The following is a 12,901-nucleotide window of genomic DNA, read 5'->3' as shown; positions in this document are numbered from 1 at the left end:
CTGTCCGCTAACCGTTCAGCTCCGCCGGGGTGTCGGCGTCGATGGAGCGGTAGTTGCGGTAGATGGCGATGATGATGCTCAGCGCGATCGCTGCCTCGGCCGCGGCGATGGCCATGATGAACAGGGTGATGATCTGGCCCACCGTGGGGTCCGGCGCGAGGAAGTGGTTGAAGGCCATGAAGTTCACCGAAGCCCCGGAGAGGATCAGCTCCGAGGCGATGAGCATCCCGATGAAGGTCTTGCGCAGGGCCATGCCGAAGAGGCCGAAGCCGAAGAGCACGGCCCCGAGGACCAGGTAGGTCTCCAGGCTGCCGCCCAGGTTGAGAATCTGGAACATCTACTTGTCCCTCCCTGCCCGCGCCAGCACCAGCGAGCCCACGATGGCCACCAGCAGCACCACGGAGATGAGTTCGAAGCTCATGCTGTAGGTGGTCAGCAGGGACTGGCCCACCTTTTCCAGCGACCCGGCCTCGGGCGCGGCCGGCGCGCCGGACCATTTCGTGCCCAGGGCCACCCAGGCCAGGGCGGCGGTCATGGCGGCGCTGCCCGCCACGCCCAGGAAGGTCATCACGGGCTTGCGCTTGACCTCGCGCTCCTGCCCGGCGGTCTCGGCCAGCATCACCGCGAAGATGATGGTGACGCACACCGCGCCGATGTAGATCAGAATCTGCATCAGGGCCACGAAGGGGCTGGCGAGGTAGTAGTAGAGGCCGGCAACGCCCAGGAAGCACAGGGCCAGCCCGGCGACGCTGCGCACCAGCATGCGCGCCCCGGTGGCCACCACGGCGCCGGCAAGGGTGATGGCCACGAAGCCCAGGAAGAGCAGCCCCGTCAGGGCCTGCGAAGCCGTGAACCCTGGGGGCGTCAGCAGGAGGCCCGCCAGGGCCTCCACGGGGAAGGTCTGCGTGGTCATTGCTTGCGTTCCTCCAGCCGCTTGAGCAGGTCGAAGACGAATTCGGACTCCTGCGACCCCACCAGGTTGTAGTCCTTGGAGAAGTCGAGGGCGGCCGTGGGGCAGACCTCCACGCACAGGCCGCAGAGGCTGCACTTGGTGAAATCGAGCTGGTAGTAGGTGAGCACCTTCTGCTTCACGCCCTCGCGCTTCTCGCCCTCGAGGGTGATGCAGCCCGAGGGGCAGGTCTTCATGCAGGCGTTGCACACGATGCACTTGTTGGTGCCCTTGCGCTCGTCGAGCACCAGGTCGATGTGGCCCCGGAAGCGCGGCTTCATGGGCACGGTCTGGTGCGGGTACTGCAGCGTGACCACGGGTCCGAAGAAGTACCTGATGGTGATGGCCATGCCCACCAGCAGGCTCCACGTGCCGTTTACGATGTCTCTGATGTAGGCTTTCATGGCTAGAGCACCTTGAGCAGCGCGCTGGTGAGGATCAGGTTGGCGAAGGCCACGGGGATCAGCACCTTCCAGGAGAGGTTGAGCAGCGAGTAGAACGTGGTGCGCGGGAAGGTCCACCTGATCCAGATCACGGTGAAGATCAGCGCGTACATCTTGATGAGGAACCAGTGCAGGCCCGGCCAGAGCCCGAAGGGGCAGTTCCAGCCGCCAAGGAACAGGATGGTGGCCATGCTCGTGCCCACCACGATGTTGGCGTACTCGCCCATGAAGAACACGCCGAAGCCCATGCCCGGGTATTCGGTGAAGGCGCCCGCGACGAGTTCGCTCTCGGCCTCTGCCATGTCGAAGGGTGCGCGGTTGGTCTCGGCCAGCATGCACACGAAGTAGATCAGGAAGGCCACTGGCATCAGCGGGCTGGCCGAGAAGCGGAAGATGTTCCAGTGCCAGAAGCCGCCGTTCTGGCTGGTGACCACCTCGTGCAGGTTCATGGTCCCGGTGACCATGACCATGGTCACGATGACGATGAGCATCGGAATCTCGTAGGCCACGTTCTGCGAGACCACGCGCGCCGCCGAGATCACGGCGTACTTGTTGCGCGAGCCCCACGCGCCCAGCAGCAGGCCCAGCACGTTCACCGAGGCGAAGGCGAAGATGGCTAGCAGCCCCACGTCGAGGTTACGGGCCACGATGGTGTCGCTGTAGGGGATGGTCACGAAGCACATCACGGCGGGCGTCATCACCAGCACGGGGCCCAGGCGGAACAGGAAGGAGTCCGCCCCCTTGGGGATGATGAGCTGCTTGGTCATGAGCTTGAGGCCGTCGGCCACGGGCTGGAGCAGGCCGAAGGGGCCGACCTCCTTGGGGCCGATGCGGCACTGGATGTGCCCCGCCTCCTTGCGCTCCAGCCAGACCAGATAGGCGGCGTTGGTGGCGATGAAGGCGATGAAGCCCACCACGTAGAGCAGAAGCCGCAACAGTTCGGAGTCGATCGTCATATTGCCCACCTCAGCGGTCGATCTCGGGTATGACCAGGTCCAGGCTGCCCATCAGCGCCAGGGCGTCGGGCAGGAGCATCCCCTTGGCGGCCTCGCCGAAGGTCACCAGGTTGGAGAAGCTCGGGGTGCGCAGCTTCATCCTGTAGGGCGTGTTGGTGCCGTCGCTGACGGCGCGGATGCCGAAGGAGCCGCGAGCGGTCTCCACGGCGTGGTAGTAGTCGCCCTTGGGCGGCTTGATGATCTTGGGCGCCTTGGCGGCCATGACCGGCCCTTCGGGGATTGCGCCCACGGCCTGCTCGATGATGCGCATGCTCTGCTCCATCTCGTCCATGCGCACCATGTAGCGGGCCATGGAGTCGCAGCCCGGGTACACGGGGATGTCGAAATCGAAGCGGGGGTAGACGGAGTAGGGCTCGTGGCGGCGCACGTCGAAGTCGATGCCCGCGCCCCTGGCCACCGGGCCGGTGGCCCCGTACTTGCGGCACATCTCGGCGTCGATGAAGCCGATGTCCTGCAGGCGCTTCATCAGGATGATGTTCTTGGTGACCAGGTTGTGGTACATGGGCATGCGCTCGCGCAGCCGGGCCACGAAGGCCTTGCAGCCGTCGAGGAAGTCCTGGTCGACATCGTTGTAGACGCCGCCGAAGCGGAAATAGCAGTAGGTCAACCGCGACCCGGTGACGGATTCCAGCAGATCCAGGATCTGCTCCCTGTCGTCGAAGGCGTAGAGCAGGGGGGAGAAGCCGCCCAGGTCCAGCACGAAGGCCCCGAACCAGAGCAGATGGCTGGAGATGCGGTTGAGCTCGTTGGTGATGACCCGGATGTATTCGGCGCGCTCGGGCACCTCGATGCTGGCGGCGCGCTCCACCAGGCAGACGTAGTTGTGGTTGTAGGCCAGGGCGTGCAGGTAATCCATGCGGCCGGTGTTGGGCAGGAACTGCGCCCAGGTCCGGTTTTCGCCCATCTTCTCGTGCATGCGGTGGATGTAGCCCAGCACGGGCTCGGCCTCGACGATGTACTCCCCGTCCATGACCAGCTTCACGCGCAGAACGCCGTGCGTGGCGGGATGCTGCGGCCCCAGGTTCAGGACGAAAGTCTCGCTGCTTGCGCTTTGGGCGATGGCTGTCATGCGCTGTAGTCCTTGCGGAGGGGGTGGTAGTCGGCGTCCTCGGGCAGCAGCAGGGGCACCAGGTAGCCGTGGCCCTCGAATTTGATGCCGAAGAAGTCGTGGGTCTCGCGCTCGTGCCAGTGGGCGGCCTGGTAGATGTGGACGATGCTTGGCACCGAGGGTTTGTCACGGGGGGCGCGGGTGCGCAGGGTCACCCTGTGGCAGCGGTCGTAGCGGTTGAAGTCGTAGATGGCCTCCAGGTCGTCCACGGCGGGTTCCGGCGCGGGGGCCTCTTCTTCAACTTCCGGAGCGGCCTCCTCCGGCAGGGGCTCCCCGGCCTCCTCAGCCGCCTTGCGGGCCTCGGCGGCCTTCTTGGCGGCGGCTGCCTTTTTGGCGGCCGCCGCGGCCTGGGCCTCTTTTATCCTGGCGGCGTTCTCGCCCAGCCAGTCCACCCCGGTGATGGTCTCGATGAAGTAACCGGCCTCGTCCAGGATGGTGACGGCCGCAACCAACTGCGCGGGGGGCAGGCTCACGTCCAGGGAGAAGCCCCTGCGGGCGTGGTCGAGCTCCTGCACGGCGGCGGAGGGCAGCGCCGCGAGCTTTTGCTTGAGGGTGTCTGCGTCCATGGTCAGCTGGCCTCCGCCTTGGTCTCGGTTGCGGGCTCGCCCTGTTCCTCATCCTCGGGGGGCAGAGGCTGGCGGGGCATGGGGTCCACCACCACGCGGGGCCAGCGCCGGGTGCCGGTCATCTTCTCCTCCAAGAGCAGGATGCCCTCGATGAGAGCTTCGGGCCTGGGCGGGCATCCGGGGATGAACACGTCCACCGGGAAGAGCTTGGAGGCCCCCTCCACCACGTTGTACTGCCCCTCGAACACGAAGGGCCCGCCGGAGATGGCGCAGTTGCCCATGGCGATGACCCACTTGGGCTCGGGCATCTGGTCGTAGAGGGTCTGGACGGCGGGAGCCATCTTCTTGTTGATGGTCCCGGTGACGATCATCACGTCGCTCTGGCGGGGCGACGGGCGGAACACCTCGGCCCCGAAGCGCGCCAGGTCGAACCGGGAGGCGCCCGTGGCCATCATCTCGATGGCGCAGCAGGCCAGGCCGAAGGTCATGGGCCACAGGGAGTTGGCCCGGCACAGCTCGACGAGTTTGTCGAGCTGCGAGAAGTGCACTATCGATTGGAGAACGTCTTGCGTTGCCACCTGAACACTCCCTTTTTCCATGCGTAGAGGATCACCAGCGAAAGGATCGCCACGAAGATCAGTATCTCGACGAAGGCGCGCAGGTCGCCAGCGGGGCCGGGCCTGTTGTAGACCAGGGCCACCGGGAACAGGAACAGGATGTCCACCGCGAAGGCCACGAACATCAGCGCGTAGAGGTAGTAGACCACGCCGAACTTGATCCAGGCGTCGCCGATGGGGGGCACGCCGCATTCGATGAACTGGCGGGTCTGGCCGCGCGTGCTGCGGGTGGAGCGCGGCGAGAGAAGGTAGACGATGACGAACGGGCCCAGGGCGAAGCTCAGCCCGCCCAGGAAGAAGGCGAAGACGTAAAGAAGGTCGAGCGTGGCGTTTTCGTTCACGAGACGTCACTCCTTGCTGTTCGCTTCAATAGCCGATCAAGGAACTGCACTTCCCGGGTGCCGGTGCGCCGCCGGCGGTGCCGCGGGGTCTGCGGGCGTTGCGCGCTGCGCCGCCCGGACTCCATGCCGGGCGTCTTGCCATGTTGTGGACACGGCTCTGGCGTGTCGCAAACTTGTGTACAAAAACAACTGCCCACAGTTTCCATCCGCAACAGGCCTTGCAATCCGGCAAGTCTTCTTATTCCAGGAGGTTGACCTACTATGCTCCACTTGTAAGGGTTATGCAACCCCAATCTCAAAATTTGCGGGCGGGTGTGCATCCCGATGGGAGCGGGTTGACGGATATCCGGGGGAATGTTCAGAAACATCATATTATAACAGCATGATGCGCGATCAGTGTCATGAAAGTCGCAAATGGTAACACTGGGGGCTGTCCGCCAGGGAACAACTCGGGGATGCCTTTGTGAAAGAATTCATGAGAAATAAACTTTTTATTTTGAATCCGCTACGGTTCCAATTCCACTTTTTGTAGTCCTTAAAGGGTCCGCGCCGGGCGCGGTCAGCCTTGAGCAAACCGCGTGCCGAAAGGGCTCCAGGTTTTCAAGGTGCAGAGTCCGCGCGGCCTGCGGGGGAGTTTGGGCGGTTGGGGGCGCCTGTCGTGGGGCCAAATCAGACCCGTAGAGTGTGCATTTTGTTACATGGGGTGTGGCATTTTTTCCATTCGGCCCTGCCGGGCGTGGGCGGGGCATGCCGGTGAAGCGCCGCTGGCCCGGTCCGCACCGCGAATGGGCGCGAAATGAACCAGCGATTCGCCGCGGCGGGGCGCCGATCGCAACCGGATGAGCCCGGAGATCAACGGAGGAAGCCTTCGCGGGGGGCGTGTACGTTCGCATCGTGCGGCAGGAGTCATGAAGGCCCCGTCCATCCTTGACACCCCGGGGCATGCCCTCTACCACCGGACCATGCAGCCCTTCCCCTACGATGCCCGGCTTCCGGCCGGTTCTGCACCTGAAACAGAGGAAAACGGCGTGCACCCCGCCGCCCAGGTGCACCCCACCGCCTGCGTGGACAAAGGCGCGCGCGTGGGGCGCGGCACCTGCATCTGGCACTTCTGCCACGTGTATTCCGGGGCCGAAATCGGGGAGAACAGCACCCTTGGCCAGAACGTCTGCGTGACGGGCACGGCGCGAATCGGCAACGGCGTGAAGATCCAGAACAACGTCTCCATATATGATGGCGTGGTCCTGGAGGACGACGTGTTCTGCGGGCCGTCCTGCGTGTTCACCAACGTGCTCACCCCCCGTGCCTTCGTCTGCCGCAGGCACGAGTACCGCCCAACGCTGGTGCGCCGGGGCGCGACCCTGGGGGCCAACAGCACCGTGGTCTGCGGCCATGAGATCGGGGCCTACGCCATGGTCGCGGCCGGGGCCGTGGTCACGGCGGATGTGCCGCCCCACGCCCTGGTCATGGGCGTGCCCGCCCGACAGGCGGGCTGGGTCTGCTACTGCGGGGAGCGCCTGGATTTCGGCGCGGGCGAGGCCTGCGCCTGCGGGGCCTGCGGGCAGAATTTCATCCTGGAGGACGGCCGGCCGGCCGCCGTGAAGAAACCGTAATCCTCCCCGGAGGGCGCCATGTTCAAGCTCCTGCTCCATGTGGACACCGCGGACGACCGCCTCGCCGTTGCCGCGCGCAACGCAGCCAACGCCTTGAAAGCCCTGGCCGGAGCGCCCGCCTCCATCGTGCTGGTGGCCAACGGCCCGGCCGTGCAGCTCCTGGGCAAGGCCAACCCCGACCACGCCGCCACCCTCTCGAACCTGCTGGCGCAGGGCGTCAGCGTGCGGGCCTGCGCCAATTCATTGAACGATTTCAGCCTGTTTCCTGATTTTCTCGTGCCTGGGTGCGAGGTGGTCCCGGCGGCCATCGTCGAACTGGTGCGCCTGCAGGGCGAGGGCTACGCCTACGTGAAGCCCTGAGGCTTTTGGGCTTTACGTCTGCCCCGGCTGCGGGCATAACATTCAATAGTGGTTCGCCTCGATACCGGTTTCACGCCAAGGAGAATCTTATGCTGAAACATTGCGCTTCCGTCTCCGTACTCGCGGTGCTGCTGCTGTGCGCGGCCTGTGGCGGCATCACGCCCATCAAGCCCGCCGACATCGAAACAACCCCGACGGTCTACGCCAAGGTGAACAAAGCGCCCAACCCGCTGCTCCTGGGTTATTGGCGGCGCTCGGCCCCGTCCGAGCTCAACAAGCCCTGGGCCTTCAACTACTGGCTGGTGCAGAAGGGCGACAAGTACGCGGTCTATTACTATTATGACTCCTACAAGAAGATCGCCTTCAAGGGCTGGGCCGATTTCACCATCGACGGCGACCGCATGACCTCCGGCGTGGACGGCGTTGTCTTCTATGTGGAGAACGGGGAGGTGCTCATGCAGTACCCCGGCCGCAATGTCGTCTACAAGATGATGCGCGTGGAATAGCGCTGTGCGGCCCTCATGATCGGCAAGGAGACATCCCTGCTCATGAGCAGGTTGCAAAAGCAGGCCGGGCAGCGCCCCGGGCGGCTGCGCGAGGTCATGGAGCTGCGGCTCATCCTGGAGCCCGAGGTGGCCGCGCTGGCCGCGCTGCGCCGCACCCCGGAGGACCTGGAGCGCATCCGCCGCATCCTGGAGAAACAGCGTCACGCCGGCCCGGAGGACTTCTCCGCGCTGGACACCCGCTTCCACATGGCCCTGGCCAAGGCCAGCGGCAACGAGGTGCTCTGGGAGGTGGCGGCCATGCTCCACGACCTGCTGGCCGAGAGCAGGGACGAGCACCTGATGAGCCCGCAACGGATCGCGGCCTCGCTCGACGCCCACGCGCTCATCGTCAAGGGCTTGGAAGCGGGCGACCCGGAGCTGAGCGCGCAGGCCATGCGCGAGCACCTGCGCGGGGTGGAGGGCAGCGCCGTGCCGCCCCGGGCGGAAATCTGAGCGGCGGGCGGCAAGGCTAAAAACGCATGAATCGGCCCGGGGAGGCGGCTCCCCGGGCCTTTTTTGCGCCTGGACCCCGCCATGGGCCGCCGCCTGCGGCTTGCCCCTGCTCCCGGCAGGAGTTATTGAAGTGGACGAAAACGGTTCCAACAGGAGGTGGCCCATGCCCGTGGTCAAGGCGGTCAGCGTCAGCGAGAGGAAGGGGCAGAAGAAGGTGCCGGTGGAATCCATCGAACTGGTGGTGGAGCACGGCGTGGCGGGCGACGCCCACGCGGGCTCGGGCCGCCAGGTGAGCCTGCTCGATTTCGGCAGCCTGGAGGGCATGCGCCTCAAGCTGGCCAGCATCAGCCCCGGGGCCTTCGCCGAGAACCTCACCGTGGAGGGCCTGAACGCCCTGAACCTGGCCGTGGGCGACCGGGTGACGGTGGGCGGCGCGGTGCTCGAGATCACCCAGATCGGCAAGACCTGCCACAACGGCTGCGACATCAGGCGCATCGTGGGCGACTGCATCATGCCCCGCGAGGGCCTGTTCGCCAGAGTTCTCTCGCCTGGGCGGGTTCGCGCGGGGGACGTGCTGGAGCGGGTTTCCTGAATATTTCGCCCCGCGAGGGAATCTCTTCGCGGGGCGTAAAATAAAAACACGCCGCAGTTTCACGGGGTTGCCCCGGCTGGGCCCGCGAGACCCCTTCCGGACGCTAAAGCTCCGCCGCAGCCTGCCGATATCGCAGGTGAACATACGGCAGGAAACGGCAATGGAAACCGACGCGAAACACAGAGCCGACCACGGCGACGACTCCTCCTCGGAAAGCCCCGAGGAGCGCGCCGACCGCGTGGCCGAGATCAAGCGGCGCATCGCCCAGGGCAGCTACCGGGTGAACAGCCGCGAGATCATCTACAACATGCTCAAGACCGCCCCTTGAGCCGCCCGCGCGTGTCCTGTCCCCGCCGGTGCCGGCGCAATTAGCGCCTTCGCCGCATCCTGGGCCGCCCCGAGCGTCCTGGTGCCGCCCCCCCGGCTTGACTTTCCCTCCCGCATCCGTTCTAGTCCGCACAATGGCTCGCTTTCACGGCCAATTCAGCATCATTCAGGAGGTCCGACATGCCGCACCCCTATGTGGACAAGGACGAATGCATCAGTTGCGAATCCTGCGTGCAGATCTGTCCTGACGTCTTCCATATGGACGCCGACGGCAAGGCCGAGGCCGACCCCGCGGCCGACGAATCCAAGGAGTGCATCCAGGACGCCATGGATACCTGCCCCGTGGAGTGCATCCACTGGCGGGACTGATCGGCGCGGGCGTATGGAAGTGCTCGAAAAACACCTGCTGGTGAGCATCTCGGAGGACGTCAACGCGTTCTTCGGGTTGCGCTACGTCTTCGGTTTCTTCACCCGGCGCGACCTGGTGCGCCTGACCCTCTTCTACGTGGGGCCGCGCCACCCGCAGCCGGGGCTCGAAAACCTGCCCTACTGCTCCCTGGACGAGACGCAGTCCTTCGGAGGGGGGTGCAGGCCCGTGCCCCAGGCCCTGCATACGGCGCGCAACTGGCTGCTGGATATGGGCTTCCCGGCCGAGCGCATCGAGCTCAAGGCCTTTCCCGCCAAGCTGGGCACCGTCAAGGACATCGCCACCGAGGCCGAGCGCGGCATGTACGACGCCGTGGTGCTGGGCAGGCGGGGCCTGAGCTGGTTCGACGAGATGTTCGACGACTCGGTCTCCCACCGGCTGCTGTGGGAGTCCATCAGCTTCCCGCTGTGGGTCTGCCGCAACCCGGTGCGCAACCGCCGCAACGTGCTGCTCTGCGTCGACGGCTCGGAGCAGTCCCTGCGGGTGGCCGACCATGTGGGCTTCGTGCTGCGCGACGAGCCCGAGCACAGCGTCACCGTGCTGCACAACCGGGCCTCCACCCCCGTGGGCAACCGCAGCATCGAGAGCGTGATGGCCGAGGCCGGGGAACTGCTGCGTGAGAACGGCCTGGAGGAGGAGCGCATCAGCTACCTGGTGAAGTCCTCCAAGCACCCGGCGGACATGATCCTGGAGGAGGCGCGCAAGGGCGAGTACGCGGCCGTGGCCATCGGGCGCACCGGCGGCAAGCCTGGGGCTTTCTCCAATATTTTCGGCTCGCTCAGCCAGACGCTGTTGCGCAAGCTGGAGGGCGCGGCCCTGTGGGTCTCCAAGTAGGCTGAGTTTTTCGCCGGGATCGGTTCATACCCCGCACCGTCCACCCCGATCCGCGCGGCCCAGGCCGTCGGATCGGGGTTTTGACTTTTTCGAGAAAAACGGCCACCTCTGCGGGCCGGGAGAACACGCCATGCGAAGAAAGTTCCTGTTCCTGGTGGCGGACGGCATGGGCGGCTGGCCCGGCGAGCTGGGCCGGGCCACGGCCATGGAGGCCGCCGCCACGCCCGTGATGGACCAGATGGCCCGCGAAGGCCTGACCGGTCTGGCCCGCACCATCCCCCCCGGCATGCCCCCGGGCTCGGACGTGGCCAACATGGCCCTGCTGGGTTTCGACCCGGCCCGGCACCACACCGGGCGCGGACCCATCGAGGCCGCCGCCCAAGGCCTGCAACTGGCCGATGACGACCTGGTCTGGCGCTGCAACGTGGTCAGCGTGAGCTCCTACGCTCCGGGCGGCCTCATGCAGGACTACTCCTCCGGGCACATCGCAACCGAGCAGTCCCGCCCGCTGGTGGAGGCCCTGGACCGCGAGTGCCCCAGCTGCAGCGGCCCCGAGGCCCGCTTCCGGCTTCTCCCCGGCGTGCAGTACCGCCATTTGCTGGTTCAGCCCGGTGCGGCCTCCTCCCCGGAGGCGCGCCTGGCCATCCGCCCGCCTCACGACATCACGGGCCAGCCCATCGACCAGGACCTCGAAGCCCTGGCCACCATCCCGCATTTGCAGGCGCTCTGCCGGGAGGCCGCCGAACGCCTGGCCGCGCCCGGCAACCCCACCAAGGCCAACGCCATCTGGCCCTGGGGCCAGGGCAGGGCGCTCAAGCTGCCCGGCTTCGAGGCCGCCACGGGCCTGCGCGGGGCCGTGATCTCCGCGGTGGACCTCATCAAGGGCCTGGGCCGCGCCGCTGGTATGGAGGTGCTTGACGTGGAGGGGGCCACCGGCCTGCTGGACACCAACTACGAGGGCAAGGTGCGGGCGGCGGTCGATTTTCTCCAGCACGGGGATTTCGTCTTCGTGCACCTGGAGGGCCCGGACGAATGCGGGCACGGCGGCGACGCACCTGGCAAGGCCGAGGCCATCGCCCGCTTCGACGCGCGCGTGGTGGCCCCGCTGCGCCAGGCCTTCCCGGATGCCCTGTTCCTCATCACCTGCGACCACCTGACCCCCGTCGCAAAACGCACCCACGTCGAGGACCCCGTGCCCTTCCTGCTCTACGGCCCCGGAGTCACCGGGAATGGTGCGGCGATGTTCAGCGAGGCCGAGGCGGCAGGCACAGGGCTCTCCATCGACCCGGGGCACACCCTGCTGGAGTTCGCCCTGGCCAAGGGAGGCCTGCGATGATCCGGCCGGGCGAGCCTTTCCCCGAGGCATCCACCGATTTCCGGCTGTTCGTCTCCTACGGGGAGACGGACGCCATGGGCGTGGTCTATTACGGCAACTACGCCCACTGGTTCGAACGCGCCCGCGGCCAGTTCCTGCGGGAGCGCGGCCTCTCCTACGCGGAGGTTGAGCGCCGGGGCGTGATGCTGCCGGTGCGCGAGATGGCCGTGCGCTACCTGGCCCCGGCCCGCTACGACGAACTGGTGAGCGTGCGCGCCGGCATCAGCGTCTGGGGGCGGGCTTCCGTAACCTTCGTCTACCAGGTCTACGGGCCGCCGGACTGCACCCGGCCCCTGTGCCTGGGCTCCACACAGCACGCCTGCGTGGACGCCTCGGGCAGGCCCGTGGCCGTTCCCGCCTGGCTCAAGGATATTTGTCAGCAGTGAAAATCGACATACACGCCCACGCCTTCCACCCCAAGATCGCGGGCAAGGCGGTGCGGCAGCTCAACGAGCATTACGATATCAAGGCCGTGGGCGACGGCACCCCGGAAGACCTGCTGCGCAGGCTGGCCGCCGCCGGCATCGACCGCGCCGCCGTGCACGCCGCCGCGACCACCCCGGCCCAGGTGATCCCGGCCAACAACTGGGCCATGGAACTGGCCCGGAAATACCCGGCGCTCATCCCCTTCGGCACGGTGCACCCCGGCTACGCGGACAACGCCAAGGAGCTGGACCGCCTGGAGCGCGCGGGCATCCGGGGCATCAAGATACACGCCGACTTCCAGGGCTTCCGCCTGGACGACCCGGCCCTGCGCCCCGTGATGGCGGCCCTGGAGGGCCGTTTCGTGACCATCTTCCATGTGGGCGACCGGCTCCCGCCGGACAAGAACCCCTCCTGCCCGATAAAGCTGGCGGCCATCCACAGGGAGTTTCCCGGGCTGACCATCATCGCCGCGCACCTGGGCGGGCTGATGCACTGGGAGGAAGCCCTGGAGCACCTGGCGGGCAAGGACGTGTACCTCGACACCTCCTCCAGCCTGCCCTTCATACAGGACGCGACTCTTCGGGCCATTCTGGACAGGCACCCGGCCGAGCGCGTGCTCTTCGGCAGCGACTACCCCCTCTACGACCCCGGGGTGGAGCTGGAGCGCCTGCGCACGCGCCTGGGCCTGGCCGACGCGGACCTGGAGCGCCTGCTCACCACCGCGCAGAGCCTGTTCCCGGGCCTGGACGAGGCGCGGATGCGCGCAAGCGCCTGAATTATCCAGGCGCGTAGCCGCGCGGCGTTCCGGCAGAGCGGCGCGCGCGGGCATGGGAGGCCAGGATAATTCATCGGCGAGTCGCGGTGGCCGCGCCTCCTGCCTCCCCCCGATCACGCGCGTCCGAAGCCTGA

At 66.7% G+C, this 12,901-nt stretch carries 19 protein-coding genes; 11 read left to right on the top strand and 8 right to left on the bottom strand.

Annotation, left to right across the window (positions count from 1 at the left end; genetic code table 11):
* Positions 1-7 precede the first annotated feature (7 nt).
* The 8 genes from nuoK to MLE27_RS14345 are packed head-to-tail and all read right to left on the bottom strand — an operon-like array spanning position 8 to position 5,040.
* Entirely contained in the window at positions 8-337 is a 330-nt protein-coding gene (gene nuoK / locus MLE27_RS14380; protein WP_243312785.1) for an NADH-quinone oxidoreductase subunit NuoK, read from the bottom strand.
* Positions 338-913 carry an NADH-quinone oxidoreductase subunit J family protein gene (locus MLE27_RS14375; RefSeq protein ID WP_243312784.1) on the bottom strand — a complete coding sequence of 192 codons (576 nt, stop codon included), beginning with the start codon at positions 911-913 and terminating at the stop codon, positions 338-340.
* The gene (locus tag MLE27_RS14370; RefSeq protein ID WP_243312783.1) at positions 910-1,353 is read right to left on the bottom strand and encodes a NuoI/complex I 23 kDa subunit family protein; all 444 of its coding nucleotides are present in this window, start codon (positions 1,351-1,353) and stop codon (positions 910-912) included. Before MLE27_RS14370 ends, MLE27_RS14375 begins: the two co-directional genes overlap by 4 nt.
* Positions 1,354-1,355: 2 nt before the next feature.
* Positions 1,356-2,348: an NADH-quinone oxidoreductase subunit NuoH gene (nuoH, locus tag MLE27_RS14365; RefSeq protein ID WP_243312782.1), complete on the bottom strand. Its 993-nt coding sequence runs from the start codon at positions 2,346-2,348 to the stop codon at positions 1,356-1,358.
* A gap of 10 nt (positions 2,349-2,358) precedes the next feature.
* The gene (locus tag MLE27_RS14360; protein ID WP_243312781.1) at positions 2,359-3,477 is read right to left on the bottom strand and encodes an NADH-quinone oxidoreductase subunit D; all 1,119 of its coding nucleotides are present in this window, start codon (positions 3,475-3,477) and stop codon (positions 2,359-2,361) included.
* Positions 3,474-4,082 (bottom strand): NADH-quinone oxidoreductase subunit C, encoded by a 609-nt coding sequence (locus MLE27_RS14355; RefSeq protein ID WP_243312780.1) that lies wholly within the window; start codon positions 4,080-4,082, stop codon positions 3,474-3,476. The genes MLE27_RS14360 and MLE27_RS14355 overlap by 4 nt, the downstream gene beginning before the upstream one ends.
* Before the next feature lie 2 nt (positions 4,083-4,084).
* Positions 4,085-4,633, bottom strand: coding sequence for an NADH-quinone oxidoreductase subunit B (locus MLE27_RS14350; protein WP_423747985.1), 549 nt, complete (start codon positions 4,631-4,633; stop codon positions 4,085-4,087).
* Positions 4,630-5,040, bottom strand: coding sequence for an NADH-quinone oxidoreductase subunit A (locus tag MLE27_RS14345; protein WP_243312778.1), 411 nt, complete (start codon positions 5,038-5,040; stop codon positions 4,630-4,632). The genes MLE27_RS14350 and MLE27_RS14345 overlap by 4 nt, the downstream gene beginning before the upstream one ends.
* A 908-nt stretch (positions 5,041-5,948) precedes the next feature.
* Between MLE27_RS14345 and MLE27_RS14340 the strand changes: the two genes are divergently transcribed.
* The 11 genes from MLE27_RS14340 to MLE27_RS14290 all read left to right on the top strand — a co-directional run bounded on the left by MLE27_RS14340 (position 5,949) and on the right by MLE27_RS14290 (position 12,767).
* Positions 5,949-6,653: an acyltransferase gene (locus tag MLE27_RS14340; protein WP_243312777.1), complete on the top strand. Its 705-nt coding sequence runs from the start codon at positions 5,949-5,951 to the stop codon at positions 6,651-6,653.
* A gap of 18 nt (positions 6,654-6,671) precedes the next feature.
* Entirely contained in the window at positions 6,672-7,013 is a 342-nt protein-coding gene (locus tag MLE27_RS14335; RefSeq protein WP_243312776.1) for a DsrE family protein, read from the top strand.
* Between the two features lie 89 nt (positions 7,014-7,102).
* The gene (locus MLE27_RS14330; protein WP_243312775.1) at positions 7,103-7,519 is read left to right on the top strand and encodes a hypothetical protein; all 417 of its coding nucleotides are present in this window, start codon (positions 7,103-7,105) and stop codon (positions 7,517-7,519) included.
* A gap of 42 nt (positions 7,520-7,561) precedes the next feature.
* A complete protein-coding gene (locus tag MLE27_RS14325) occupies positions 7,562-8,011 on the top strand; it encodes a FadR/GntR family transcriptional regulator (RefSeq protein WP_243312774.1) in 450 nt (149 codons plus the stop codon).
* Between the two features lie 163 nt (positions 8,012-8,174).
* On the top strand, positions 8,175-8,603 hold the full coding sequence (locus tag MLE27_RS14320) for an MOSC domain-containing protein (protein WP_243312773.1): 429 nt from the start codon (positions 8,175-8,177) through the stop codon (positions 8,601-8,603).
* Between the two features lie 160 nt (positions 8,604-8,763).
* Positions 8,764-8,931, top strand: coding sequence for a flagellar biosynthesis anti-sigma factor FlgM (locus MLE27_RS14315; protein WP_243312772.1), 168 nt, complete (start codon positions 8,764-8,766; stop codon positions 8,929-8,931).
* A gap of 179 nt (positions 8,932-9,110) precedes the next feature.
* The gene (locus MLE27_RS14310) at positions 9,111-9,299 is read left to right on the top strand and encodes a ferredoxin (protein WP_243312771.1); all 189 of its coding nucleotides are present in this window, start codon (positions 9,111-9,113) and stop codon (positions 9,297-9,299) included.
* A gap of 13 nt (positions 9,300-9,312) precedes the next feature.
* Positions 9,313-10,191 carry a universal stress protein gene (locus MLE27_RS14305; protein ID WP_243312770.1) on the top strand — a complete coding sequence of 293 codons (879 nt, stop codon included), beginning with the start codon at positions 9,313-9,315 and terminating at the stop codon, positions 10,189-10,191.
* Positions 10,192-10,321: 130 nt separating this feature from the next.
* Complete coding sequence (gene apgM, locus MLE27_RS14300) at positions 10,322-11,527, top strand: 2,3-bisphosphoglycerate-independent phosphoglycerate mutase (RefSeq protein ID WP_243312769.1); 1,206 nt, start codon at positions 10,322-10,324, stop codon at positions 11,525-11,527.
* Positions 11,524-11,952 carry an acyl-CoA thioesterase gene (locus tag MLE27_RS14295; RefSeq protein ID WP_243312768.1) on the top strand — a complete coding sequence of 143 codons (429 nt, stop codon included), beginning with the start codon at positions 11,524-11,526 and terminating at the stop codon, positions 11,950-11,952. Before apgM ends, MLE27_RS14295 begins: the two co-directional genes overlap by 4 nt.
* Positions 11,949-12,767, top strand: a complete 819-nt coding sequence (locus MLE27_RS14290; protein WP_243312767.1) for an amidohydrolase family protein — start codon at positions 11,949-11,951, stop codon at positions 12,765-12,767. The genes MLE27_RS14295 and MLE27_RS14290 overlap by 4 nt, the downstream gene beginning before the upstream one ends.
* Positions 12,768-12,901: the final 134 nt, after the last annotated feature.

Source organism: Fundidesulfovibrio agrisoli (assembly GCF_022808715.1).
In the GTDB taxonomy this organism is placed as follows: domain Bacteria; phylum Desulfobacterota; class Desulfovibrionia; order Desulfovibrionales; family Desulfovibrionaceae; genus Fundidesulfovibrio; species Fundidesulfovibrio agrisoli.
This window is presented reverse-complemented; position numbering and strand designations above follow the sequence as displayed.

Bases quoted from the DNA above. Each gene is read 5' to 3' on its own strand.
- nuoK (WP_243312785.1), bottom strand. From the start codon at position 337: ATGTTCCAGATTCTCAACCTGGGCGGCAGCCTGGAGACCTACCTGGTC.
- MLE27_RS14375 (WP_243312784.1), bottom strand. From the start codon at position 913: ATGACCACGCAGACCTTCCCCGTGGAGGCCCTGGCGGGCCTCCTGCTG.
- MLE27_RS14370 (WP_243312783.1), bottom strand. From the start codon at position 1,353: ATGAAAGCCTACATCAGAGACATCGTAAACGGCACGTGGAGCCTGCTG.
- nuoH (WP_243312782.1), bottom strand. From the start codon at position 2,348: ATGACGATCGACTCCGAACTGTTGCGGCTTCTGCTCTACGTGGTGGGC.
- MLE27_RS14360 (WP_243312781.1), bottom strand. From the start codon at position 3,477: ATGACAGCCATCGCCCAAAGCGCAAGCAGCGAGACTTTCGTCCTGAAC.
- MLE27_RS14355 (WP_243312780.1), bottom strand. From the start codon at position 4,082: ATGGACGCAGACACCCTCAAGCAAAAGCTCGCGGCGCTGCCCTCCGCC.
- MLE27_RS14340 (WP_243312777.1), top strand. From the start codon at position 5,949: ATGAAGGCCCCGTCCATCCTTGACACCCCGGGGCATGCCCTCTACCAC.
- MLE27_RS14335 (WP_243312776.1), top strand. From the start codon at position 6,672: ATGTTCAAGCTCCTGCTCCATGTGGACACCGCGGACGACCGCCTCGCC.
- MLE27_RS14330 (WP_243312775.1), top strand. From the start codon at position 7,103: ATGCTGAAACATTGCGCTTCCGTCTCCGTACTCGCGGTGCTGCTGCTG.
- MLE27_RS14325 (WP_243312774.1), top strand. From the start codon at position 7,562: ATGAGCAGGTTGCAAAAGCAGGCCGGGCAGCGCCCCGGGCGGCTGCGC.
- MLE27_RS14320 (WP_243312773.1), top strand. From the start codon at position 8,175: ATGCCCGTGGTCAAGGCGGTCAGCGTCAGCGAGAGGAAGGGGCAGAAG.
- MLE27_RS14315 (WP_243312772.1), top strand. From the start codon at position 8,764: ATGGAAACCGACGCGAAACACAGAGCCGACCACGGCGACGACTCCTCC.
- MLE27_RS14310 (WP_243312771.1), top strand. From the start codon at position 9,111: ATGCCGCACCCCTATGTGGACAAGGACGAATGCATCAGTTGCGAATCC.
- MLE27_RS14305 (WP_243312770.1), top strand. From the start codon at position 9,313: ATGGAAGTGCTCGAAAAACACCTGCTGGTGAGCATCTCGGAGGACGTC.
- apgM (WP_243312769.1), top strand. From the start codon at position 10,322: ATGCGAAGAAAGTTCCTGTTCCTGGTGGCGGACGGCATGGGCGGCTGG.
- MLE27_RS14295 (WP_243312768.1), top strand. From the start codon at position 11,524: ATGATCCGGCCGGGCGAGCCTTTCCCCGAGGCATCCACCGATTTCCGG.